This is a genomic window from Chromobacterium violaceum ATCC 12472, from assembly GCF_000007705.1.
GTDB lineage: Bacteria > Pseudomonadota > Gammaproteobacteria > Burkholderiales > Chromobacteriaceae > Chromobacterium > Chromobacterium violaceum.
In genome coordinates, this window is sequence record NC_005085.1 from 4468742 (window position 1) to 4490730 (window position 21989).

21 protein-coding genes and 2 tRNA genes are annotated in these 21989 nt (G+C 66.3%); 13 read left to right on the forward strand and 10 right to left on the reverse strand.

Translation table 11 applies throughout. The features are described 5' to 3' along the window. Nucleotides 1–2 precede the first annotated feature (2 nt). The 4 genes from CV_RS20440 to CV_RS20455 form a co-directional block, all read right to left on the reverse strand. Nucleotides 3–1307, reverse strand: a complete 1305-nt coding sequence (locus CV_RS20440) for a nucleotide sugar dehydrogenase (protein ID WP_043598383.1) — start codon at nucleotides 1305–1307, stop codon at nucleotides 3–5. Between the two features lie 224 nt (nucleotides 1308–1531). After that, entirely contained in the window at nucleotides 1532–2332 is an 801-nt protein-coding gene (locus tag CV_RS20445; RefSeq protein WP_043596847.1) for a polyamine aminopropyltransferase, read from the reverse strand. Then, nucleotides 2322–3290 carry a tRNA 2-thiocytidine(32) synthetase TtcA gene (ttcA, locus tag CV_RS20450; RefSeq protein ID WP_052278883.1) on the reverse strand — a complete coding sequence of 323 codons (969 nt, stop codon included), beginning with the start codon at nucleotides 3288–3290 and terminating at the stop codon, nucleotides 2322–2324. The genes CV_RS20445 and ttcA overlap by 11 nt, the downstream gene beginning before the upstream one ends. A 75-nt stretch (nucleotides 3291–3365) precedes the next feature. After that, nucleotides 3366–4124, reverse strand: coding sequence for a pteridine reductase (locus CV_RS20455; RefSeq protein ID WP_011137679.1), 759 nt, complete (start codon nucleotides 4122–4124; stop codon nucleotides 3366–3368). Nucleotides 4125–4209: 85 nt separating this feature from the next. Between CV_RS20455 and CV_RS20460 the strand changes: the two genes are divergently transcribed. The 5 genes from CV_RS20460 (at nucleotide 4210) to CV_RS20480 (ending at nucleotide 7933) form a co-directional block, all read left to right on the forward strand. Beyond that, nucleotides 4210–5367: a class I SAM-dependent methyltransferase gene (locus CV_RS20460; protein WP_043596850.1), complete on the forward strand. Its 1158-nt coding sequence runs from the start codon at nucleotides 4210–4212 to the stop codon at nucleotides 5365–5367. An 87-nt stretch (nucleotides 5368–5454) separates the two neighbouring features. After that, nucleotides 5455–5531 (forward strand) — tRNA-Met (locus CV_RS20465). Between the two features lie 35 nt (nucleotides 5532–5566). After that, nucleotides 5567–5643: transfer RNA gene (locus tag CV_RS20470), tRNA-Met, on the forward strand. A 125-nt stretch (nucleotides 5644–5768) separates the two neighbouring features. Beyond that, nucleotides 5769–6173, forward strand: coding sequence for a hypothetical protein (locus CV_RS23870; RefSeq protein ID WP_011137681.1), 405 nt, complete (start codon nucleotides 5769–5771; stop codon nucleotides 6171–6173). A 62-nt stretch (nucleotides 6174–6235) separates the two neighbouring features. After that, nucleotides 6236–7933, forward strand: a complete 1698-nt coding sequence (locus CV_RS20480; protein ID WP_043598385.1) for a sensor domain-containing diguanylate cyclase — start codon at nucleotides 6236–6238, stop codon at nucleotides 7931–7933. A gap of 67 nt (nucleotides 7934–8000) precedes the next feature. On the opposite strand, the gene CV_RS20485 is transcribed toward CV_RS20480, so the two are convergent. Further along, nucleotides 8001–9644 carry an acyl-CoA dehydrogenase family protein gene (locus CV_RS20485; protein ID WP_011137683.1) on the reverse strand — a complete coding sequence of 548 codons (1644 nt, stop codon included), beginning with the start codon at nucleotides 9642–9644 and terminating at the stop codon, nucleotides 8001–8003. A gap of 431 nt (nucleotides 9645–10075) precedes the next feature. Between CV_RS20485 and CV_RS22430 the strand changes: the two genes are divergently transcribed. Together CV_RS22430 and CV_RS20495 are read left to right on the forward strand one after the other, a co-directional pair. Next, entirely contained in the window at nucleotides 10076–10531 is a 456-nt protein-coding gene (locus CV_RS22430; protein WP_011137684.1) for an RICIN domain-containing protein, read from the forward strand. Between the two features lie 63 nt (nucleotides 10532–10594). Continuing rightward, nucleotides 10595–11044 carry a hypothetical protein gene (locus tag CV_RS20495; RefSeq protein WP_011137685.1) on the forward strand — a complete coding sequence of 150 codons (450 nt, stop codon included), beginning with the start codon at nucleotides 10595–10597 and terminating at the stop codon, nucleotides 11042–11044. Between the two features lie 111 nt (nucleotides 11045–11155). On the opposite strand, the gene CV_RS24190 is transcribed toward CV_RS20495, so the two are convergent. The 5 genes from CV_RS24190 to CV_RS20515 form a co-directional block, all read right to left on the reverse strand. Further along, nucleotides 11156–11521, reverse strand: coding sequence for a hypothetical protein (locus tag CV_RS24190; protein ID WP_218567054.1), 366 nt, complete (start codon nucleotides 11519–11521; stop codon nucleotides 11156–11158). Between the two features lie 76 nt (nucleotides 11522–11597). Beyond that, nucleotides 11598–11723 carry a hypothetical protein gene (locus CV_RS24425; RefSeq protein ID WP_217870724.1) on the reverse strand — a complete coding sequence of 42 codons (126 nt, stop codon included), beginning with the start codon at nucleotides 11721–11723 and terminating at the stop codon, nucleotides 11598–11600. A gap of 298 nt (nucleotides 11724–12021) precedes the next feature. After that, the gene (locus CV_RS20505; protein ID WP_011137688.1) at nucleotides 12022–12882 is read right to left on the reverse strand and encodes an AraC family transcriptional regulator; all 861 of its coding nucleotides are present in this window, start codon (nucleotides 12880–12882) and stop codon (nucleotides 12022–12024) included. Nucleotides 12883–12996: 114 nt separating this feature from the next. Then, nucleotides 12997–14694 (reverse strand): enoyl-CoA hydratase-related protein, encoded by a 1698-nt coding sequence (locus CV_RS20510; protein ID WP_011137689.1) that lies wholly within the window; start codon nucleotides 14692–14694, stop codon nucleotides 12997–12999. A gap of 115 nt (nucleotides 14695–14809) precedes the next feature. Beyond that, nucleotides 14810–15727, reverse strand: coding sequence for a LysR family transcriptional regulator (locus CV_RS20515; protein ID WP_011137690.1), 918 nt, complete (start codon nucleotides 15725–15727; stop codon nucleotides 14810–14812). A gap of 108 nt (nucleotides 15728–15835) precedes the next feature. Between CV_RS20515 and CV_RS20520 the strand changes: the two genes are divergently transcribed. The 6 genes from CV_RS20520 to miaB all read left to right on the forward strand — a co-directional run bounded on the left by CV_RS20520 (nucleotide 15836) and on the right by miaB (nucleotide 21962). Continuing rightward, nucleotides 15836–17053, forward strand: a complete 1218-nt coding sequence (locus tag CV_RS20520; RefSeq protein WP_198403981.1) for a tetratricopeptide repeat protein — start codon at nucleotides 15836–15838, stop codon at nucleotides 17051–17053. Next, on the forward strand, nucleotides 17040–17984 hold the full coding sequence (locus tag CV_RS20525) for a DMT family transporter (RefSeq protein ID WP_011137692.1): 945 nt from the start codon (nucleotides 17040–17042) through the stop codon (nucleotides 17982–17984). The genes CV_RS20520 and CV_RS20525 overlap by 14 nt, the downstream gene beginning before the upstream one ends. A 69-nt stretch (nucleotides 17985–18053) precedes the next feature. Beyond that, nucleotides 18054–18755 carry a S4 domain-containing protein gene (locus CV_RS20530; RefSeq protein ID WP_011137693.1) on the forward strand — a complete coding sequence of 234 codons (702 nt, stop codon included), beginning with the start codon at nucleotides 18054–18056 and terminating at the stop codon, nucleotides 18753–18755. 181 nt (nucleotides 18756–18936) lie between these two features. Then, entirely contained in the window at nucleotides 18937–20139 is a 1203-nt protein-coding gene (locus CV_RS20535; RefSeq protein WP_052278885.1) for a cation:proton antiporter, read from the forward strand. A gap of 76 nt (nucleotides 20140–20215) precedes the next feature. Continuing rightward, nucleotides 20216–20596 carry a hypothetical protein gene (locus CV_RS20540; protein WP_011137695.1) on the forward strand — a complete coding sequence of 127 codons (381 nt, stop codon included), beginning with the start codon at nucleotides 20216–20218 and terminating at the stop codon, nucleotides 20594–20596. A 31-nt stretch (nucleotides 20597–20627) separates the two neighbouring features. Continuing rightward, nucleotides 20628–21962, forward strand: a complete 1335-nt coding sequence (gene miaB, locus CV_RS20545; protein WP_011137696.1) for a tRNA (N6-isopentenyl adenosine(37)-C2)-methylthiotransferase MiaB — start codon at nucleotides 20628–20630, stop codon at nucleotides 21960–21962. Nucleotides 21963–21989 lie beyond the last annotated feature (27 nt).

Sequence of the window (21989 nt, forward strand, 5' to 3'; positions counted from 1 at the left end):
CCTTAGGCCTTGACGATGTGCTCGGCGGGCTCCAGGTACTTGCCGCGGCTGTCCACCACCAGTTGGGCCTTGGCCTTGATCAGCTCGTAGTCGAACTTGTCGTGGTCGGTGGCCAGCAGCACGCAGTCGTAGCCGGCGATGGATTCGGCGGTCAACGGCACGCTCTTCAGGTCGAACTTGTGCTCGCGCATCTTCGGGAACACCGGCACGTGCGGATCGCTGTACGCCACTTCGGCGCCCAGGTCGCGCAGCTTTTCCATCAGGAACACCGACGGGCTCTCGCGCATGTCGTCGACGTTCTTCTTGTAGGCGATGCCCAGCACCAGCACGCGGCTGCCGTTGATGGACTTCTTGCGCAGGTTCAGCGCGGAGGCCACCTTGGACACCACGTAGTCCGGCATATTGCTGTTCACCTCGCCGGCCAGCTCGATGAAACGGGTGTTGACGCCGTACTCGCGCGCCTTCCAGGTCAGGTAGAACGGGTCGATCGGGATGCAGTGGCCGCCCAGGCCCGGACCCGGGTAGTAGGGCACGAAGCCGAAGGGCTTGGTGGCCGCGGCGCGGATCACCTCGTGGATGTCGATGCCCATCTTGTCGGCGACGATCTTCATCTCGTTGACCAGGCCGATGTTGACCGCGCGGTGGATGTTTTCCAGCAGCTTGGTCATCTCGGCGGCGCGGGTGGACGACACCGGCACCACCTTGTCGATCACCGCGCCGTACAGCGCGACGCCGATTTCCTGGCAGGCTTCGGTCACGCCGCCGCACACTTTGGGAATGGTCCGGGTGGTGAAGTCGGGATTGCCCGGATCTTCGCGCTCCGGCGAGAACACCAGGAAGGCGTCGTCGCCGACCTTCAGACCGCGCGACTCCATCCGCGGCAGCAGTTCTTCGTCGGTGGTGCCGGGGTAGGTGGTGGACTCCAGCGACACCAGGTGGCCCTTGCGCAGATAGGGCACCAGGCTGTCTATGGTGTTCAGCACGAAGCTGAGGTCCGGCTCGCGGTACTTGTTGAGCGGCGTCGGCACGCACAGGATCAGCGTGTCGGCCTCGCCGGCGCGGGAGAAGTCGGTGGTGGCCTCGAAGCCGCGGGTCAGCGCGGTGGCGATGCTGTCGGCGGAGATATGCTCGATGTAGCTGTTGCCGGCCATCAGGGCGTCGACCTTGCTCTGGTCGATGTCGAAACCCAGCACCTTGTAGCCGACTTCGGCGAAACGCAGCATCAGCGGCAGGCCAACATAGCCCAGACCCACGATGCCGATCACAGCGGATTTGTCCGCGATACGATTGAGCAGTTGCTGCTTGATCACGATGAATGTCCCAACAGGATGTAAAAGCTTGAGCGGCAGACGCCCGTCTGCCGCCCGGTCATTCGGTACTCAGGTATAAGGTACTGCCACGTCTGACCCGGGCCGCGGCCCGAAACCGGCGCCCAATGCGCGCGCAACTTGGCATTATACGCCGCGTCGACCCGGTTTTTGGGTAAGCAAACGTAACCGCCGCGCGCTTTCCGCGGCGGATTTGTCCTGGCTCAGATCAGCAGGTGGCCGGCAGTCTGCTGATTGGTCTGCTTCAGCCGGTTGACGAACTCGCCGAACTCCAGCCCGAAACGCCCTTCCAGCTCGTCGGCGCGTTTTCTCAGCGCCTCCCACTGCGTCAGGCTCGGGCTCTGGCGGAAGGCCATCACCGCGACGTTGCCGTGGGTGGCGGCAGGCAGTTCGATCACACGGCCCTCGAAAACGTTCAACAAGCGCTCGATGAAGGACTGGTAGCGCTTGTCGCCGCTCCACCAGTTGGTGACGAACACGCCCTTGGGACTCAGCGCGCGCTTGCAGTCCTCGAAGAAGTCCTCGGTCGTCAACGCGTCGACGATCTGCAGGCCGTCGAAGCCGTCCACCAGGATGGCGTCGGTGGAGCCGCGGAAGATCTTCACGTAGTCGGCGCCGTCGGCTTCGACGATCTCGAAGAAATCGCCCTCCTCCGGCAACTGGAAAAAGGCGCGCGCCACCGCGATCACCTGCGGATTGATGTCCACCGCCACGCTGACCGCGTCCGGCAGGTATTCGTCGATGAAGCGGGCGAAGGAACCGCCGCCCAGGCCGATCTGCAGGATGTGCTTGGGATCGTCGTTCCACAGCAGAAAGCCCATCATCGCGCGGCTGTAGGACAGCACCAGGTCCGGCGGATCGTCGAGGTCCATCGAGCTCTGTATCGTTTCCGAGCCCAAGTGCAGCGAGCGGATGTTGCCCTCTTCCGAGATCTCAACCTCCGGCATCGCCTCCACCGCCGGCCGCACGCGGCGGCGGAACGGATGCAGCGCCCTACGCGCCACAGCCGCTCTCCTTGCCGCGCGAATCCAGAATGCTGATGGTGCGTTTTTTCGGCGCGTCCTCCACATCGTCCGCGTCCGGCGCCGGATCGCGGAATTCCTCCTTGTCGAAGGCGGTGTCTCCATCGGCGAACGGCGCGTCGCCGGTCTGCAAACCGACAAAGTCGAACAGCTTCGGATCAGCCAGATGCGACGGAACCACGTTCTGCAGCGCGCGGAACATGCTCTCGACGCGGCCGGGGAAACGCTTGTCCCAGTCATTGACCATTTCCTTCACCACCTGGCGCTGCAGATTGGGCTGCGAGCCGCACAGATTGCACGGAATGATCGGGAAGGCTTTCCAATCGGCGTAGCGGATGATGTCCTTCTCGCGGCAGTAAGCCAGCGGGCGGATCACCATGTGGCGGCCGTCGTCGGACACCAGCTTGGGCGGCATCGCCTTCATCTTGCCGCCGTAGAACATGTTCAGGAACAGCGTGTGCAGGATGTCGTCGCGGTGGTGGCCCAGCGCGATCTTGGTGGCGCCCAATTCGTCGGCCACGCGGTACAGGATGCCGCGGCGCAGGCGCGAGCACAGGCTGCAGGTGGTCTTGCCTTCCGGCACCAGCCGCTTGACGATGGAGTAGGTGTCTTCCTCGACGATGCGGTACTCCACGCCGATGGACTTGAGATACTCCGGCAGCACGTGCTCGGGGAAGCCCGGCTGCTTCTGGTCCAGGTTGACCGCGACGATGGAGAAGTTGATCGGCGCGGACTTCTGCAGGCCCCGCAGGATGTCCAGCAAGGTATAGCTGTCCTTGCCGCCCGACAGGCAGACCATCACCCGGTCGCCCTCTTCGATCATGTTGAAATCATTGATGGCGTCACCAACGTGGTGGCGCAGGCGCTTGGCCAGTTTGTTGCCTTCAAACGCGGCCTTCTTGGCGGCCTTGTCGTCGAGCGCGGCGTTCAGTTCGGACATGGGTACGGCTAAGAAATTGAAAAACAGGCGATTTTACCCCCTCCCGCCGCCAAAAGCCATGGCGGCGGAAAGCGCCTACAACACGATGCTGCGGCCGCCGTCCACCGCCAGGATCTGGCCGGTGACGTAGGAAGCGTCCAGCAGCAGGAAAGCCACCGCACGGGCGATGTCTTCCGGCACGCCGGTGCGCCGCAGCGGAATGGTCGCCTCGATCGCCGCGCGCCCGGCGGCGTCGAACGAAGCCTCGCTCTCCGGCCACAGATTGACGCCCGGCGCCACGCCGTTGACGCGCACCGCCGGCGCCAGCTCGATCGCCAGGCTGCGGATCAGCTGGGCGTGGCCGGCCTTGGCCAGGTTGTACACCACGTGGCGCGCCATCGGCCTGTCCACATGGATGTCGGCGATGCCGACGATGGCGCCGCCGCGGCGCGTCAGCTCCGGCGCCAGCGCCTGGCTGAGGAACAGCGGCGCCTTCAGATTGCTGCCCATCAGGTCGTGCCAGGCGGCCTCGTCTATCTTTCCGACCTCGGTCGGAAAGAAGCTGGACGCGTTGTTGACCAGGCCGTCCAGCCGGCCGAAGGCCGCCACCGCCCGCGCCGCCAGCTCCGGCAGCGACGCGGCGTCCAGCAGATCGGCCTGGACCAGCCTGACGCTGTCCGGCCGCGCGCGGTTCAACTCCGCCGCCAGCGCCTCGGCTTCGCCGCGCGAGCCCCGGTAGTGCAAAACCAGCCTCAGCCCGCGCGCGTGCAGCTGCCGGGCGATGCCCGCGCCCACCCGCCGCGCGGCGCCGGTGATCAGGACCGCGCGCTCATCTTGTTGTTGCTCTGTTAGCATTGCTTCCTCGAATCGAATGTCCCGCCCCTTCACGGGCGCGACGCTTTGCACCACAATCGCGCCACATTGTAGCAGGACGACAGCCATGACCACCCTACCCGCCGCCAGCCCCGAAGCGCTGGCCACCAGCCAGGCCCTGTGCGGCCGGATCAGCCAGGCCATCGCCGAGGCCGGCGGCTGGATACCGTTCTCGCATTATATGGAACTGGCGCTGTACGCGCCCGGCATGGGCTATTACGCCGCCGGCAGCCGCAAGCTGGGGGAGGACGGCGACTTCGTCACCGCGCCGGAGCTGACGCCGCTGTTCGGCCAGTCGCTGGCGCGCCAGCTGGCTGAGTTGCTGCCCCAGACCGCCGGCGCGGTTTACGAATTCGGCGCTGGCACCGGCAAGCTGGCCATCGACCTGCTGGCCGAGCTGAAAGCGCTGAACCAGCTGCCGGCCAAGTATGTGATCCTCGACCTGTCGCCGGACCTGATCGACCGCCAACGGCAAAACATCCGCGCCGCGCTGCCGCATCTGGCGGACCGCGTGGAATGGGCCAGCAGTCTGCCTGACGCCATCGACGGCATCGTCATCGGCAATGAACTGCTGGACGCCATGCCCTGCGAGATGGTGTTCCGCGACGAAGACCGCCGGCTGCGCCAGCGCGGCGTCACCGTCCGCGACGGCGCCCTCTGCTACGAAGACCGCGACTTCGCCGATTCCCGTCTGGCCGAACTGGCCGCGCAGCTGCTGCCGGACATCCCGCGCTACGAGACCGAGATCAGCCTGGCCAACCGCGCCTTCATCGCCACCGTGGCCGGCGCCCTGACGCGCGGTGCCATCCTGATGATCGACTACGGCCACGCCGCGTCCGAGTACTACCACCCGGAGCGCAGCATGGGCACGCTGCTGGGCCACTACCGGCACCACACGGTGCAGGACCCGTTCTACCTGCCCGGCCTGATGGACCTGACCTGCCACGTCGACTTCACCGCCGTCGCCCAGAGCGGAATCGATGCCGGCCTGGACCTGATAGGCTACACCAGCCAGGCGCAGTTCCTGGTCAATTGCGGACTGATAGAACGGCTGCAGACGCTGGACGCCGACGACGTCAAGGCCTACCTCCCGATAGCCAAGGCCGCGCAGCGGCTGCTGTCGCCGCAGGAGATGGGCGAAACCTTCAAGGCGATCGGTTTCGGCAAAGGCGTTTCCATAGACTGGCTGGGCTTCGCCCGCGGCGACCGCTGCTATACGCTGTGAGCCCCCGCCACAATCCAGCAAAAGGCGCTTGACAGCTTTTGGGCGGCTGCGTATAGTTCGCGTCTCGGTGCGGAAGCATCGAAATGTGGCGAATTAGCTCAGTCGGTTAGAGCGACGGAATCATAATCCGCAGGTCCGGGGTTCGAGTCCCTGATTCGCCACCACAGTTTGACGAGAAAACGCGCCAGCGGTTTCTCACGGCGAATTAGCTCAGTCGGTTAGAGCGACGGAATCATAATCCGCAGGTCCGGGGTTCGAGTCCCTGATTCGCCACCAAATACAAGAGAGGTCAGCGCAAGCTGGCCTCTTTTGCTTTTCGCGTGATCGTTTCCTGATAGCGCGCCCGCTTTCCCGCTCCGACAATAACCCGCCTCCTCATCCCGTAAGCAAGGACGGCAAGCATGTACACCACCATCACCCGCCACGGCGCGCCTTTCGTGATGCAGACCGCCGACGGCCGCGGCTGCGCGTCCGGATGCAAGGAAGCGTCACGCATGGCTCAGACGCTCAAGGGCGCGCGCAATGTGCACGGCGTCAATCTGACTTCCTGCTACGGCGCCAACGGCGGCGCGTTCTCCAACGCCCAGATGCTGGCCAACGCCACCGGCCTGCCGGTGAAAGGCTATTACGGCACCACCAATCTGGCGGGCGTTTCCAGGCACGGCGGCAAGCCCATTCCGTTCAAGACCTTCCGCCCGCAGGGGCCGGTCACCGCCGCGGTCTGCGCCACCGGCAACCAGCTGCTGAGCGGCGTCGTGCAGGCCGGCATCCAGCTTCGCAACGCGCTGACGGGCCGCGCCGGCTGAGAATGGACAATACGGCCCGGCTCGAACATATAATTCACTACCACTACCAGCCAGGGCCGTTCATGATCCGCCCTTCCCCCGCTTTATTCGGCAGCTTCCGCCTGCGGCTGGCCATCCTGTTCGGCGGACTGTTCCTCGCATCGGCGCTGCTGGCCGCGGCCTGCCTCGACCAGGTGTTGTCGGACCGCATCGTCCGGGATCAGGGCGAGGCGATGAACAGCCTGGCCGCCAATATCGCCAAGGCCATCGAAAGCAATCTGCGGGAACGCCACCGCGAGGTGCTGCTGCTGGCGCAAACGCCCACCTACGTCCGGGTGCCGCTGGACGGCGACGATGTGCGCCAGAGCCTGGAGCGCACCAAGCAAGCCTACAAGTACTACGCCTGGATCGGCATCACCGACGCCGAAGGCAAGATCGTTTCCGCCGCGGGCGGCATGCTGGTCGGCCAGAGCGCGGCCAAGCGCCCGTGGTTCATCCACGGCCGGCACGCGCCGTTCGTCGGCGACATCCACCAGGCCGTGCTGCTGGCCAAGCTGCTGCCGAATCGCTCGCCCCAGGGCGAACCGCTGCGCTTCGTCGATTTCGCCTCCCCGGTATACGACCCGTCCGGCAAGCTGCGCGGCGTGCTCGCCACCCACGCGCTGTGGGACTGGGTGGAAGACATCATACGCGAACGGCTCCCCGCCAGATCCGGACTGGAAACCTTCATCGTCGACCGGCAGAACAACCTGCTGTCGCCGTTCGAGGCCGTGGGGCGGATGCAGGCGCCGGCGCCCATGCCTTCCGGGCAGACGTTCCGCCTCGGCCCCTGGCCCGGCGGCGGGAACTACCTGTACAGCGAGTCCCGGGTGCGCGAGGCCGGACTGGATTGGCGCGTGGTCATCCGCCAGCCCAGGCAGCAGGCGCTGACGGCGCTGAACCGCCTGCGCGGCGCGCTGATGCTGCTGGGCCTGGCCGCCAGCGCCTTGCTGATGGCGGCCGTCTACCGGCTGGCCGCCTCTTTCAGCCGGCCGCTGGAGCAACTGGCGGGCGTCGCCGAGCGCGTGGGCCGCGGCGATGAGCAGCCCGACTGGGAAATACGCGGCGGCACGCAGGAGCTTCGCCAGCTGTCGGACGCGATGCGAAACATGACCGCCACCCTGCTCGCCCGCGAGCGCCAGCTGGCCGACGTCAACGCCAACCTGGAGCAAATGGTCGCGGATCGCACCGAACAGCTGCGCGAATCCAATCGCCTGCTGGTGCAAAAGGCCGCGCAGCTGGCGCAACTGGCGCGCAACGACGCGCTCACCGGCCTGCACAACCGCATGGCCGCCAACGAACAGCTGCAGGAAGAGCATCTGCGCCATGGCCGCAGCGGCGCGCCGTACGCGGTACTGTTGCTGGATGTCGATCACTTCAAGCGCGTCAACGACACCCATGGCCATGACGCAGGCGACCGCGTGCTGCGCCACATCGCCGACATCCTTCGGCGCGCGGCCCGCGCCACCGATTTCGTCGCGCGCTTCGGCGGCGAGGAATTCTTGCTGCTGCTCCCTGAAACCGACGCCGACGGCGCCGCGGTGCTGGCGGAAAAAATCCGCGCGTCCGTCGAGCAATCCCAGGCCCCTGACGTCGGCCGGGTCACGCTCAGCATAGGCCTGGCCACCGTCGTCCCTGCCGACTCCCAGCCGGAAATGGCGGTGAAGCGCGCCGACCAGGCGCTGTACCGCGCCAAGGCCGCCGGCCGCAACCGGGTGGAAGCCGCGGCGCGGGAGGACTGAGCCGCCGACTTATCCACAACAGGTCTATTCAGCGAATCTTGTCCACAGCGCGGCGCTCGGCATGCGCTCACGCCGCCGGCAGCGCGCGTTCCAGCAGGTAGTCCGCGCCGGCCGCCCTAGCGTCCAGCGCGCCCGCCACCCTTCCCCACAGCCCATCGGCCAGCCTGCTGGCGATGAAGCCGTCGGCCACCGCCGCCGGCGCGCGCCCGCGCAGCAGGCAGCCTTGGACGGTCAGCGCCAGTTGCTGGGCGAAGCGGCGGCCCAGGCCCTCCAGCTGTGGTGGCGACAGCGACGCCATCGACCGCAAATCCGCCAGCGCGGCGCTCAGCCGCCGGTCGCCGCCCGCGAGCGCCGCCAGCTCCTGTTGCAGCCGCTGCCAGGCCTCTGGCTCCCGCTGCAGCGCCCGCATCACGTCCAGGCACATCACATTGCCCGAACCTTCCCAGATGGAGTTGACCGGCGCTTCGCGGAACAGCCGCGCCATCGGCCCGTCATCGACGTAGCCATTGCCGCCGAATACCTCCATGGTCTCGCCGACTGCCTCCACCGCGCGCTTGCACACCCAGAACTTGGCGGCCGGCGTGACGATGCGCTTCCATGCCGGCTCGTCGTTCTCGAATCCCTCGGCCAGCCGAGCCGCCAGGCACAGCGCGGCCTCGCTCTCCAGCGCCAGATCGGCCAGCACCCCGCGCATCAGCGGCTGTTCGGCCAGGCGCTTGCCGAAGGCGACGCGGCGGCGGGCGTAGGCGATCGCCTGGACCAGGCCCTGGCGGATCAGCGCCGCGCTGCCGATCACGCAGCTGAGCCGGGTGTAGGTGGCCATCTCGATGATGGTGGGAATGCCGCGGCCGGGCTCGCCGATCAGCACGCCCCAAGCATCATGGAACTCCACCTCGCTGCTGGCATTGCTGCGGTTGCCCACCTTGTCCTTCAAGCGTTGTATCGCCACCGCGTTGCGGCTGCCGTCCGGCCGCCAGCGCGGCACGTAGAAGCAGGACGGCCCGCCGTCGCGCAGCTGCGCCACCACCAGGTGGGCGTCGCTCATCGGCGCGGAGAAGAACCACTTGTGGCCGCGCAGCGTGTATTCTCCGCCGCGGCCGCCTGCGCCGGTCGGCGTCGCGGTGGAGGTGTTGGAGCGCACATCCGAGCCGCCCTGCTTCTCGGTCATGCCCATGCCCAGCCAGATCGCGGTCTTGCGCTCCGCCGGCAGGTCGCGCGCGTCATGCTCGCGGCTGAGCAGCTTGTCGCCCAGTTGCGCCCACAGCGCCGGCTCCCGCTTCAGCAACGGAATCGCCGCCTGGGTCATGGTGGCCGGGCACAAGGTTCCCGCCTCCACCTGGCCGTGCAGGTAGAAGCCGGCGAGAAAAGCCGCCCAGCGCCCGGGACGCTCGCTGTCGAACGGCAGCGACACCAGCCCCTGCGAGCGGTACAACGCCAGGAGATCGTGCCAGGAGGGGTGGAAATCGACGCGGTCGATGCGGCGGCCGCGACGGTCGAAAGCCTGCAGCTGCGGCGCGAAACGGTTGGCCTGCGCGGCCAGCTCGAACGTTTCCGCGCGTCCCAGCCGCTCGCCGTACTCGGCCAGCCAGGGCAGCGCCCAGCCCGCGCCGGCGTGGATCACCGCCTCCTTCAACGCCGCATCGGTTTCGAACGGATTGTAGTCCTGCAATTCCTCGTACTGATTGTTCACTTCATGCGTTTGCCAGCTCATGTCCAGACTCCCGGATGAATGCCAGCCCGCCGATGGCCGCCGCTATCGAACTGGCGATGCGAACAGTATAAATGGACGGCCCGGCAAAAAAACCTGCGACTCATGCCGGTTTTCTGAGAAAAATGGCAGATATGAATAGTAAAAATAAACGACCGGATTTTTCGCCGCAGCACGCCCGCCGCGAGTCATTGGCATATAAATTTAATTATTAATATTATTCAAATATGAAATTTGCACTTAGGTAAATTATTGCAACGTTTCAATCTAAGTATTTTCACCAATACAAGGCAAGTCTTTGATTTTAAAATAATCATAAAAACATCCAGCCGAAAAAACGCCACTGCGAAATTTCATATCTTGCGGGCTGGCCAATCGCTGCTATAGCTACAAAACCAACACTTCGTTGGCATAAATATTGGAGATTCCTGATCATGGCATTCTCTTCAGTCCCGTACTTCATCACCTATAGCCAAAACACCACCTTGGGCATCGCCGCCAATGATTCGATCAGCGGTTCGCAATTGTCTTTGAAGCCTATCCAAGGCAATTTCCTGGCCCTGTTCAACATCGACTTCGAAAACGGCCTGTTCGGCCTGGCCACCAGCGGCAACAACCTGGTCATCGACATTTCCGATCTGTCCAGCGGCAAGCCGCTGGTGCTGAAGCCCTACAATCCGGGCGCCGTCAGCCAGCGCTGGGATCTTTACTCCCGTCCGGGTTTCATCGCCAACCGCCAAAATACCAATCTGGTCATCGACAACCAAAGCCGCGGCGGCGTCGGCAGCCTGATCTGGCTGTATGAGTTCAACGCTTCGCCAGCTCAGCAATGGGCCCTCAAGCCGCTGACCTCCGCCCAGAAAGCCGAACTGGTAGCCGAAACGGTCTAAGCCTGCGCGTTCCGGCGGAAGAAATGCCCATGCCGGCATGCTTCCGCCGCCAAGGAGATTTCAATGTCCTTCTCCAGCGTTCCCTTTTTCATCACCTTCGCCGAGAACCCCGAGCTGGCCATCTGCGCCGAAGACTCCATCAAAGGCGCCAGGCTGGTGCTCAAGCCCTTCAAAAACAATCTGCTGGCCTTGTTCAATGTCGACTTCGTACAGGGTCTGTTCGGCCTGGCCACCAGCGGCAATCAACTAGTCATCGGCGCGGAGAACATCACGCTGGGCGCCCCGCTTGCTCTGCAATTGCTGCAGCCGGAGAGCAGCAAGCTGCAGCGCTGGGACATTTTTTCCGCTCCCGGCAATATCGTCAGCGCCGCCGATTCCTGCCTGGCCTTTGGCTACCGGCTGCGCACCGAGCCGCCCCTGCAACTGACCGAGCTCAATGCGCCTCCCTTCCCGCAATGGATTTTCCTGCCTTTTACCACCACCCAGCGCGGAATTCTGGAGTCGGCGGTTTAAGCGGCCGCGGTTTTCCGGCGCGGCCGCAATCGCCAAAGACGTTCGCAAACTAGCTGTTCTGCTGCGCCCACGGCGCGCTCCGCCGCTGCGGCGTGCCGCAGGCGCGGCGTTTCAGCACGAAATGGGCAGCGTATAGGTCCAGCACTCCGGACCGTACAGGCCCATGGTCTGGCAATGCGGATCCAGCATCACGACCTGGCGCGCCAGTGCCGCGCTGCCGATCACGCAATTGAACCGGGCGTAGGTGGCCATCTCGATGATGGCGGGGATGCCGCGGCCGGGATCACCGATCAAAACGCCCCAGGCATCATGGGACTCCACCTCGCTGCTGGCGTTGCTGCAGTTGCCCACCTTGTCCTTCAAGCGCTGCATCGCCACCGCGTTGCGGCTGCCGTCCGGCCGCCAGCGCGGAACATAGAAGCAGGCGGGGCCGTCGTCGCGCTGCTGCGCCCACAACACCGGCTCCCGCTTCGACAACGGGATCGCCGCCTGGGTCATGGTGGCGGGATGCCAGGTTCCCGCCCCGCCTGGCCATGCAGGCGAGAAAAGCCGTTCAGCGACCGAAACGCTCGCTGTCGAACAGCAGCGACACCAGCCCCTGCGAGCGGTACAGCGCCAGCAGATCGTGCCTGGATGGATGGAAGTCGACGCGGTCGATGCGGCGGCCGGAAGCCCGCAGCCGCGGCGCGAAACGGTTGGCCTACGCGGCCAGTTCGAACGTTTCCGCGCGGCCAAACGCTCGCCGTGCTCGGCCAGCCCGCGCCGGCGTGGATCATCGCCTCCTTCAGCGCCGCATCGGTGTCGAACGGATTGTAGTCTTGCGATTCGTCGCGCTGATTGTCCACCCCGCGGGTCTGCCAGTTCATGCGCGCCGCTCCGGATGGCTGCGCCGCCTGGCGGCGGCGCTCAAATGGACGTTTGCTTGATCCTTTCAGCTTAGCGGATCCGGCTCCGCACCGCTGCCGGTCCCAAACGCATCAGCGCAAGGGCAGATGCACATCGGTCAGCAGCAAATGCTCCGGCGTGTCGCTGGCCAGGTTCAGGTAGTGGAAATACACCGGAAAATCCCGCAGCGTCTCGCCGCTGGCCGGCAGCCACTCCCGGTACAGGTGCCAGATCGTGTCGCCCAGGTCATGGTGCGATCCTCGGTGGCGCGCCACCGCGCAGCGCCCGCCCGGAATCTGTTTGACGATCACGCCTTGAGGATTGGCCGGCACAGGCCCCGCGACGCTGCCGCAGATGTCGAATCGGAATCGTTGCGGCTCGCTGGTTTCCGGATTGTCGTAGGCGATGCCGTAAGTCTGGCTGCTGGCGACCGGCGACAGGCCGCTCTCCTTGCGCCAGGCGATGAAGCGCTGCGCGCTGTCGTTGACCCGGTCCGGCGGCCCCAGATGCTCCAGGGCCGCCACCATGACGGGCTCGACGGTGACGATGTTGACTTCCATGCTTGCCACTCTTTCTCTGACGGGAGGCGTCATCCGCGCATGCCAGTCCGGCCAGTCCGGACGGCGCCGGAATTCGCTGGGCGAACGGCCCAGCGCCTGCCGGAAAGCGCGCGAAAACGTCTCGGGATTGTCAAAACCGCAGTCCAGCGCGATGGCGGTGATCTTGCGCTGCGGCTGGAACGCCAGCCAGTAGGACGCCCTGCGCAGCCGCTGCATCAGGATGTAGCGGGCCACGCCGACGCCCAGGTACGCTGAAAACTGACGGTGGAAATGGAAGCGCGAGAAATGGGCCACCTGGCTCAGCCGCTCTACGTCCAGCGGCTGGTCCAGGTGGCTGGCGATGTAGTCCAACACTTTTTCGAAACGCCGCGCATAGCGGTCCGCCTTGTCCATGCTCGTCCTCCATGGCGGCCACTATGCCGGAACGCGCCGCCACATTCTTGACGCGGCTTGCTCGAATCGACGCCGCGCAAAGCGCGGCGCTCGGCGTTCCAGTATACGCCCAGCCTAGCCGTCCGCCCGAGCCCAGCCGGCCACCAGCCTGTCCGGCGTGCCGCAGGCGGGGCGTTTCAACACGAAATTGCGGCAGCGCTCGGCGAACTGGCGGCGGTTTTCCAGCATGTCCTCGCGCATCTCGTCGAGCTCAGCCCGCCGGCATTGCTGCAGCCGGCCCAGGTCAAGCTCCTGCTTGCGACGGGCATGCTCCGGCCAGGTGCGCTCAGCCGCCGCGGCCGTGCTCAGCAGCCAGCTACCGAAGGCGTCGGGATCGCGCGGGCCGATATCCTGCACCATGCCCAGCCGCCAGGCCTGGCGCGCGCCGATCGGCAGGCAATCGCCGCACAGCCTGGCGGCCATCTCACCGCCCACCGCGCGCGGCAACGTGTAAGTCCAGTACTCCGAGCCGTACAGGCCCATGGTCTGGTAATGCGGGTTCAGCACCACGCCCTGGCGCGCCAGCGCCACGTCGGCGGCCAGCGCCAGCATCACGCCGCCGGCGCCGGCGTTGCCGGCCACGCCGGCCACCGTCAGTTGCGGCGCGGTCAGGATTTCCAGGCAGACGTCGTCTATCGCCTGGATGTTGCGCCATGCCTCCTCGCCCGGATGATCGGCCGCCTGGATCACATTGAGATGGATGCCGTTGCAGAAGCTGCCGCGGCCGCTGCGCACCAGCAGCACCTGGGTGTCCCGGCGCTTCGCCCACTGCAGGGCGCGCACCAGGCGCTGGCACTGCTCGGTGCTGAGCGCGCCGTTGTAGAACTCGAAGGTCAGCTCGCCGACCCGGCCCGCCTCTCGGTAGCGGATGGGCTGGTAGCTCTCCTCGCAGTGCGGGTGGGTGTCCACCGCCCACTCAAGCCGGGGCACGCCGTCCAGCAGGCCGCCCAGTTCATGGCGGGCCGGCCGCTTGAAGGTTTCCTCGCCCGGCGCGGGCTGCCGCCGCAGCGATCCTATCCACAGGCTGGCGTCGCCGCAGGCCACCAGCGCGGCGTCGTCGTGCACCGCCAGGATGCGGCCCGGCTCGCCGCTGCGATGATCCAGATGGGCGTCGTACACGTAGTAGCGGCCGCCGGCCAAATCCGCCAGCACGCCGGGCTGGCCGTCGGCGGCGTCGATGCGGCGCTTGATCTCGGCCGCGGGCGCGCGCCAGTCGAAGGCGCGGTCGGCCTGTTTCATGTTCGGCTGCAGCCTCCCGCCCACTTGCGGATCGGCGTAATCGACGGCCTGCGGCTGGTAGCCGCCGGCGAACTTTTCCACTACGTCGCGTATGCAGTACATCGCGGCGTCGCTGACCGGGCCGTTGTAGAGCTCGGACTTGCGGATGCCGCGCGGCAGCTCGAACTCGCGGCTGGACCATACCGGCCCGGCATCCATTTCCTCAACCGCCTGCAAGGCGGTCACGCCCCAGCGCTTTTCCCCTTTCATGATCGCCCAGTCCAGCGCCGACGCGCCGCGGTCGCCGACGATGCCCGGATGGATGATCACCACCGGGAAAGGACTGTCGCGCCACAACTCGGCCGGCACCCTGTCCTTCAAAAAGGGGCAGATCACCAGCTGCGGCTCCGCCTGCCGCACCTTGCGCGCCACCTCGTCGGCGTCGGTGAACAGCACCACGCTGGGGTCGTGGCCGGACTCCCTCAGGTCCAGCCAGGCGCGCTGGGTCAGGCCGTTGAAGGCGGTGGACAACAAGACGATTCTCAGGGCTTGCACTGCGTTCTCCCGTGTATGGACTCGGACAAGCGCCGCATGCTACGGAAGGGAAATTCAATACAATTTGACCGGGGACAATTTAAATGATCAAGGCATAAAAAACCTGGCCGATCGATCAGGCCGCCCCGTTTTCCCGCGCGTTCAGGCCCGCCAGCCCGCCCTCGATGCGCAGCCTGTCCGCGATCTGCAGAAAGGCGCGCGCCGCCGGGCTCGCTTGATCCCCGTCCAGCAAGGCCAAACCCACTTGCCGGCGCACCGCCGGCTGCAAAGGCTTGCCGACATAGCCCTCCGCATGCGGCCGCGACGGCAGCGACAGTTCGGCGACGATGGCGACGGCGTCCCCGCGCGCGACCGTATCCAGCGTGCTGAGCAGCTGCCCGCAGCGATAGCGTATGTTCGGCTGCAGCCGGGCCGCCTGGAACAGGCGCATGACCAGTTCGGCCGAGCCGGCGCCGCTGAGGGCGAACGGTTCGCCGCACAGCTCGGCCAGGGTCACCCGCGGCCGATCCGCCAGGCGATGGCCCGCCGGCAACACCGCCACCATCTGGTCCTCGACCAGCGGGCAGCAGACGAAGCGGGGATCCGGCAACACGGCGAAAGCGATGTCGACCCGCCGCTCCAGCAGCCATTGCAGCACCTGCTCGTCCGGCCCCTCGTCGATATGCACCTCGATGCCCGGATACTGCTGCCGATAGCGGGCCAACAAGGCCGGCAACAGCCGCATCGACGAAGTCGGCCCGAACGAGCCGATGCGCAAGGTGCCCCGGCGCAGGCCGCGCGCGTCGGCCGCCTCCTGCCGCATCGCCTCGGCCAAGCCCAGCATGCCGCTGGCGCGCGGCAGCAGTTGCCGCCCGATGTCGGTCAGCTCCACCCGGCCCTGCCGCCGTTGCAGCAATTCCACGCCCAGCTCGCGCTCGAGCTCGCGCACCGCGTGAGACACGCCGGACTGCGAAATCCCCAGCCGCGCGGCGGCGGCGGTAAAGCCCTGCATCTCCGCAACCAGGGCGAAAATTTCCAGTTGGGTCAGCGTCATCGCCTCGCCCCATCATGAGCAATCGCTCATTTTACCATGACTCGCATTTGGCATAAGAATATGCCCACTTAAACTAACCTTGTTCAGCCCGCCATGGAATCCGATACCATGACTCAATCCGATTATGCCGCCACCGACGGCGCCTCCCTGATCTGGCCCGAAATCAACAGCCACTTCCTGTCGCTGCGCGGCATACCGGAACACCTGCAAGCGGATACGCCCATCCGGGCGACATATCGCCGCCTGCTGGTCGGTTTCGACGCCATCACCTCCTGCGAACTGAAAGACCTGTACAAATTCACGCTCTGCCTGCAGCAACTGGCACCGGAGGAGGCCGACTGCCCCGAGCTGCGCCTGCTGGTGGCCGCCTTCCGCGCCTGGGTCAGCTTCGACTATCCCCGAGCGCGCCTGCTGTTCCGCCAGCATCTGGACATCTACCCCAGCGACATCGTGGCGCTGTTCTTCACCCACATGTTCGACTTCTGCACCGGCCACACGCCGGAACTGATGCCGGACCTGGAACGCTGCGACCGCCATATCGGCGAAGATCACCCCCTTTACTCCTATTACCTATCGATCAAGGCCTTCGTCACCGTCGAAGCCGGCCACCCGGCCCAGGCGCTGAAACTGGGCCTGGAGTCGTTGCGCCATCGCGCCGACAACATCTACGGCATCCACGCGGTCGCGCATGCGCTGCACGAGCAGGAATGCTGGAAGGAGCTGTGCCTCTTCCTCGAGCAATGCAAGGCGCAGTGGATAGACAATGCCGGCATGCGCATGCATGTCTACTGGCACCTGGCGATCGGTTACGAGAAAAGCCAGCAGACCGAGCAGTCGGTGCGAACCTTCCACGACATGTACGCGCTGAAGGACAGCCGCTTCGCCAAGCAGGATCTGGACGCGGTCGCCTTCCTGTGGCGCTACCGCCTCAACCATCCCGGCGACAACCGTTTCGACGACGTCTGGCAGCAACTGGCCTTCCTGTGGAGCGGCAGCATAGGCGCCTCGATGTCCCATTTCCACCGCCTGCACGCCGCGCTGGCCTTCGCCGCCAGCGGCCAGCCGGTGCTGATCGAAAAGCTGATCGCGGAAAGCGACGGCTTCGGCCTGGACCCGCAAACGCATCAGACCGGCGTCACCGTGCTGAAAGGCATCCATCACTTCGCCGAAGGCCGCTACGCGGACAGCCTCGGCGCCCTGCAGGCGGCGCAGCCTCACTGGAGCGTGCTGGGCGGCAGCCGGGCGCAGCGCGAGCTGCTGCCGCTGACCCTGCAGGCCTGCGAGCGGCGGCTGGCCAAGCATGAGGCAGTCCATGCAGCGGCCTGAACGCGACGCCTCTCCCCGGCTGTATTTGCAACTGGTGCTGGTTGCAGTGATCTGGGGCGGCACCTTCATCGCCGGACGCCTGCTGGCCGGCGGGCTGCCGCCGCTGCTCGCGGCCTGCCTGCGCTTTTCCGTCGCCAGCGCGACGCTGCTCGGCTGCCTGGCGCTGACGCGCACGCCGCTGGTCCGCCCGGCGCCCGGACAGATGCTCAGGCTGGCCCTGCTGGCCCTGTTCGGCGTGTTCGGCTACAACCTGTGCTTCTTCTACGGCCTGCAGCACATCGGCGCCGCCCGCGCCTCGCTGATCGTCGCCCTCAATCCCGCGATGATCGCGCTGGCCTCCTTCCTGCTGCTGAAGGAAGCGCTGCCCCCCTTCAAGCTGGCCGGCATCGCGCTGTGCCTGGCCGGGGCCGGACTGGTCATCATCAGCAAGAATCCCGACGCGCTGGCCGGCGCGGCGAGCGCCAGCGGCGACCTGCTGATACTCGGCTGCGTCGCCTGCTGGGTGGCATACAGCGTCGGCTCGCGCGGCTTGTCGCAAGCGTTGGGGCCGCTGCAGACCGTCACCTGGTCCATCCTGCTGGGCACCGCGATGCTGTGGCTGGCCGCCTGGGGGCACGGCGGCGCCAGCCTCGCGTCCATCGCCAAACTGGATGCCGCGCAGTGGGGCGGGCTGCTCTACCTCGGCGCGCTGGGTTCCGCGCTGGCCTATATCTGGTACTACGACGGCATCCGCCGCATCGGCGCCACCCGCGCCGGCGTGTTCATCGCCCTCAATCCGCTGAGCGCGGTGCTGCTGGGCGCGGGCTTGCTGGGCGAGCGCCTGTCGCTGGAGATGGCGCTCGGCGGCGCGCTGGCCATCGCCGGCATCGTGCTCGGCAACAAATCCTCCGGCCCCGGCTGGCGCGCCCTGCTGCCCTCCCGTTCCGCCTGAGCCCCGGCCCGTTGCCAGCCCCCCGGCCGGCAACGGATAATCGCCGTCCGTTTGATGAGGATATCGACAATGGACGAGACGAGCGTGCGCCTTTCCAAGCGCATGGTGGAGCTGGGGCTGTGCTCGCGGCGCGAGGCGGATGCCTGCATCGAGCAAGGCCTGGTGAAGGTGGACGGCAAAGTGGTGAATACCCTGGGCGCGCGCGTTCGGCCGGAGCAGCAAATCACCCTGGCCGGCAAACCGCAGGCCATGGCGACGCTGCCGGTGACGATGCTGCTGAACCGCCCTGCCGGCGAGGAGGCTCCGCCGGCGCAGCTGCTGGGGCCGGACAGCCGCGCGCCGCAGGACGGCGCGGAACAGGTCTGGCTGGCGCGCCACCGCCAGCACCTGACCGCCGTCGGGGCCGTGGATGAGCGTTGCCACGGCCTGCTGGTCCTGACCCAGGATAAAAAACTGCCGCGCCATCTGGCCGAGTGCGAGATGGAATTCCTGCTGCAAGTGGAGCAGGCCCCGGCGGCGGACGCGCTGAAAGCTCGCGTCGCCGCCATCCGCCTGGACGGCAAGCCCTTGCGCCAGTGCAAGATCAGCCGCCAGAGCGACCATCAGCTGCGCTGCGCGGTTTACGCGCCGCGCGCCGGCTTCTTCGCCGAAATCAGCCGCCAGCTCGGCGTCAGCCTGCAAAGCGCGCGCTGCATCCGCATCGGCCGCCTGGCCTTGGCCGGCCTGCAGCCGGGACAATGGCGCTACCTGCAGCCGTTCGAACGTTTCTGATCCGCCCTATTCGACGGCGACGCGCATTGCCCTGCCGCCGCGGGCCTTCATGCCAAGCCGAACCGCTCGCGGGGTGGGTTCGCGCCAAAATGAAGGTTGAATAGAAAAATCAAATTTATCGGAACTCGATTCCCGATATTCCGTCTTTATACCATTCAGCCATCGAACCGGAATTCCGCCCATGCCCCACGACACCCCCTTGATCACCACCATCGTCGGCGGCCTGGTCTTCGCCTTCGCGCTCGGCGCGCTGGCGCTGCGTCTCAGGCTGCCGCCGCTGGTGGGCTATCTCTGCGCCGGCATCCTGGTCGGCCCGTTCACGCCGGGATTCCAAGCCGACACGGCGTTGGCGCCGGAGCTGGCGGAACTGGGGGTGATCCTGCTGATGTTCGGCGTCGGCCAGCATTTCTCGATCAAGGATCTGATGGCGGTGAAGGCCATCGCCGTGCCCGGCGCGCTGGTGCAGATCACGGTGGCGACGCTGCTGGGCATCGGCCTGTCCCACTTCCTTGGCTGGCCGCTGGGCGAAGGCGTGGTGTTCGGCCTGGCGTTGTCGGTGGCCAGCACCGTGGTGTTGCTGCGCGCGCTGGAGGAGTACGGCTGGCTGGACAGCGAGGACGGCAAGGTGGCGGTCGGCTGGCTGGTGGTGGAAGATCTGGTGATGGTGCTCACCCTGGTGCTGCTGCCGGCCTTCGCCGGCGCGCTGGGCGGCGGACAAGCCGCGCCGTCGCTGGCCCAGCTGGGCTGGACGCTGGCGCTGACCGTGGCCAAGGTCGCGGCCTTCGTCGCGCTGATGCTGATCGTCGGCCGCCGCTTCATCCCGTGGATGCTGGAGCTTATCGTCCACACCGGCAGCCGCGAGCTGTTCCGGCTGGGGGTGCTGGCCACCGCGCTGGGCGTGGCCTACGGCGCCACTCAGCTGTTCCAGATCTCGTTCGCGCTGGGCGCCTTCTTCGCCGGCATGGTGATGGCGGAATCGCCGTTCAGCCACCGCGCGGCCGAAGAGTCGCTGCCGCTGCGCGAGGCGTTCGCGGTGCTGTTCTTCGTATCGGTGGGCATGCTGCTGGACCCGGAAGTGTTGCTGAAGGACACCGCGGTGCTGCTGACCACCGTGCTGATCATCGTGGTCGGCAAATCGGCGGCTGCCTACGGCATCGTGCGCCTGTTCCGCCGCGGCCACCACACCAGCCTGCGCATCGCCGCCAGCCTGTCGCAAATCGGCGAATTCTCGTTCATCCTGGCCGGGCTGGGCATGTCGCTGGGCTTGCTCAGCGCGCGCGGCCAGGCGCTGATCCTGGCCGGCTCCATCGTGTCCATCCTGTTCAATCCGATGATGTTCGCGCTGGCCGAGCGCTTCAGCCGCCGCGCTCAGGCCGCGGCCTGAGCGCGGCGGGGCGCCGAACATTTTCCGGCTCGGCCGCGGGCTATGATAGAATCGCGCGCAACGCGTTCAATTTGCTATGAAAAAATCCTTCGCCACGCTGTGCCTGCTCTGCCTAGCCCTGCCCTCCGCGGCCGGCCGCTTGCTGCCCGGCGGCCTGGTGATGGGCAGGCTGGCCGACGCCGACGGCTCGAGCATCGAGTTCGTCCGCTCAGACCGCACGCTGCTGCAGCGGCTGTCCGCGCTGATCGCCGCCGAGCCGCAGCGTTTCGCGCTCTCTCCCGGCCTGCGCGTCTTCGACGAGCACAACCGCTTCCTGCTGAGCGGGCAATTGAACGGGCTGAAAGGCCGCACCATAGGCGTGGCCTTCGATCAGCAAGGCAGCATCAACCGCATCTGGGTGCTGGGCGACGACGAGATCGAGGCGCAGAAACAGCGCCAGGCCCAGATCCAACCCTGAAACCGAATACCAGCTGGAAAACCGAGTAGCAATGAAGAAGGTATACATCAAGACCTTCGGCTGCCAGATGAACGAGTACGATTCCGACAAGATGGCGGACGTGCTGGGCAGCGCCGAAGGCATGGTCAAGACGGACAACCCGGAAGAAGCCGACGTCATCCTGTTCAACACCTGTAGCGTGCGGGAGAAGGCCCAGGAGAAAGTGTTCTCCGACCTCGGCCGCATCCGCCCGCTGAAGGAAGCCAATCCCGACCTGATCATCGGCGTCGGCGGCTGCGTGGCCAGCCAGGAAGGCGACGCCATCGTCAAGCGCGCGCCCTTCGTCGACGTGGTGTTCGGCCCGCAGACCCTGCACCGGCTGCCCGACCTGATCGAGAGCCGCAAACAGAGCGGCCGCTCGCAAGTGGACATCTCCTTCCCGGAGATCGAAAAGTTCGACCACATCCCGCCGGCCAAGGTGGATGGCGGCGCGGCCTTCGTCTCGATCATGGAAGGCTGTTCCAAGTACTGCTCGTTCTGCGTGGTGCCCTATACCCGCGGCGAGGAAGTGTCGCGTCCGTTCGAGGACGTGCTGACGGAGATCGCCGGCCTGGCCGCCCAGGGCGTCAAGGAAATCACGCTGCTCGGCCAGAACGTCAACGCCTACCGCGGCCTGATGAGCGACGGCGAGATCGCCGACTTCGCGCTGCTCTTGGAATACGTGCACGAAGTGCCTGGCGTGGAGCGCATCCGCTTCACCACCAGCCACCCGCGCGAATTCTCCCAGCGCATCATCGACTGCTACGCCAAGCTGCCCAAGCTGGTCTCCCACCTGCACCTGCCGGTGCAGAGCGGCTCCGACCGCGTGCTGATGGCGATGAAGCGCGGCTACACCGGCCTGGAGTACAAGTCCATCATCCGCAAGCTGCGCGCGATCCGCCCCGACCTGTGCCTGTCGTCCGACTTCATCATCGGCTTCCCGGGCGAGACCGAGGCCGACTTCGAGCAGACGCTGAAGCTGGTGCGCGACTGCGAGTTCGACTTCAGCTTCGTGTTCATCTACAGCCCGCGCCCGGGCACGCCGGCGGCCAATCTGCCGGACGACACCCCGCACGCGGAAAAAGTGCGCCGGCTGGAAGCGCTGAACGAGGTGATCGAGGCCAAGGGCTATGCGATCAACCAGTCCATGGTCGGCACCGTGCAGCGCGTGCTGGTGGAAAACGTGTCGAAGAAAGACGCCACCATGCTGGCCGCCCGCACCGCCAACAACCGCGTGGTCAACTTCGCCGGCCATCCGCGCCTCTTGGGCCGGATGATAGAGGTGAAGATCACCGCCGCCTTCCCGCATTCGCTGGCTGGCGAGGCGCTGACCAGCGAAAGCGCCTGAGCGTGACGGCGGCGGACGCGCTATCGC

What these genes read in the sequence shown, in the direction of transcription:
- ttcA (WP_052278883.1), bottom strand. Translation starts at nt 3,290, where the DNA reads ATGTCCGAACTGAACGCCGCGCTCGACGACAAGGCCGCCAAGAAGGCC.
- CV_RS20455 (WP_011137679.1), bottom strand. Translation starts at nt 4,124, where the DNA reads ATGCTAACAGAGCAACAACAAGATGAGCGCGCGGTCCTGATCACCGGC.
- CV_RS20460 (WP_043596850.1), top strand. Translation starts at nt 4,210, where the DNA reads ATGACCACCCTACCCGCCGCCAGCCCCGAAGCGCTGGCCACCAGCCAG.
- CV_RS23870 (WP_011137681.1), top strand. Translation starts at nt 5,769, where the DNA reads ATGTACACCACCATCACCCGCCACGGCGCGCCTTTCGTGATGCAGACC.
- CV_RS20480 (WP_043598385.1), top strand. Translation starts at nt 6,236, where the DNA reads ATGATCCGCCCTTCCCCCGCTTTATTCGGCAGCTTCCGCCTGCGGCTG.
- CV_RS20485 (WP_011137683.1), bottom strand. Translation starts at nt 9,644, where the DNA reads ATGAGCTGGCAAACGCATGAAGTGAACAATCAGTACGAGGAATTGCAG.
- CV_RS22430 (WP_011137684.1), top strand. Translation starts at nt 10,076, where the DNA reads ATGGCATTCTCTTCAGTCCCGTACTTCATCACCTATAGCCAAAACACC.
- CV_RS20495 (WP_011137685.1), top strand. Translation starts at nt 10,595, where the DNA reads ATGTCCTTCTCCAGCGTTCCCTTTTTCATCACCTTCGCCGAGAACCCC.
- CV_RS20505 (WP_011137688.1), bottom strand. Translation starts at nt 12,882, where the DNA reads ATGGACAAGGCGGACCGCTATGCGCGGCGTTTCGAAAAAGTGTTGGAC.
- CV_RS20515 (WP_011137690.1), bottom strand. Translation starts at nt 15,727, where the DNA reads ATGACGCTGACCCAACTGGAAATTTTCGCCCTGGTTGCGGAGATGCAG.
- CV_RS20520 (WP_198403981.1), top strand. Translation starts at nt 15,836, where the DNA reads ATGACTCAATCCGATTATGCCGCCACCGACGGCGCCTCCCTGATCTGG.
- CV_RS20525 (WP_011137692.1), top strand. Translation starts at nt 17,040, where the DNA reads ATGCAGCGGCCTGAACGCGACGCCTCTCCCCGGCTGTATTTGCAACTG.
- CV_RS20530 (WP_011137693.1), top strand. Translation starts at nt 18,054, where the DNA reads ATGGACGAGACGAGCGTGCGCCTTTCCAAGCGCATGGTGGAGCTGGGG.
- CV_RS20535 (WP_052278885.1), top strand. Translation starts at nt 18,937, where the DNA reads ATGCCCCACGACACCCCCTTGATCACCACCATCGTCGGCGGCCTGGTC.
- CV_RS20540 (WP_011137695.1), top strand. Translation starts at nt 20,216, where the DNA reads ATGAAAAAATCCTTCGCCACGCTGTGCCTGCTCTGCCTAGCCCTGCCC.
- miaB (WP_011137696.1), top strand. Translation starts at nt 20,628, where the DNA reads ATGAAGAAGGTATACATCAAGACCTTCGGCTGCCAGATGAACGAGTAC.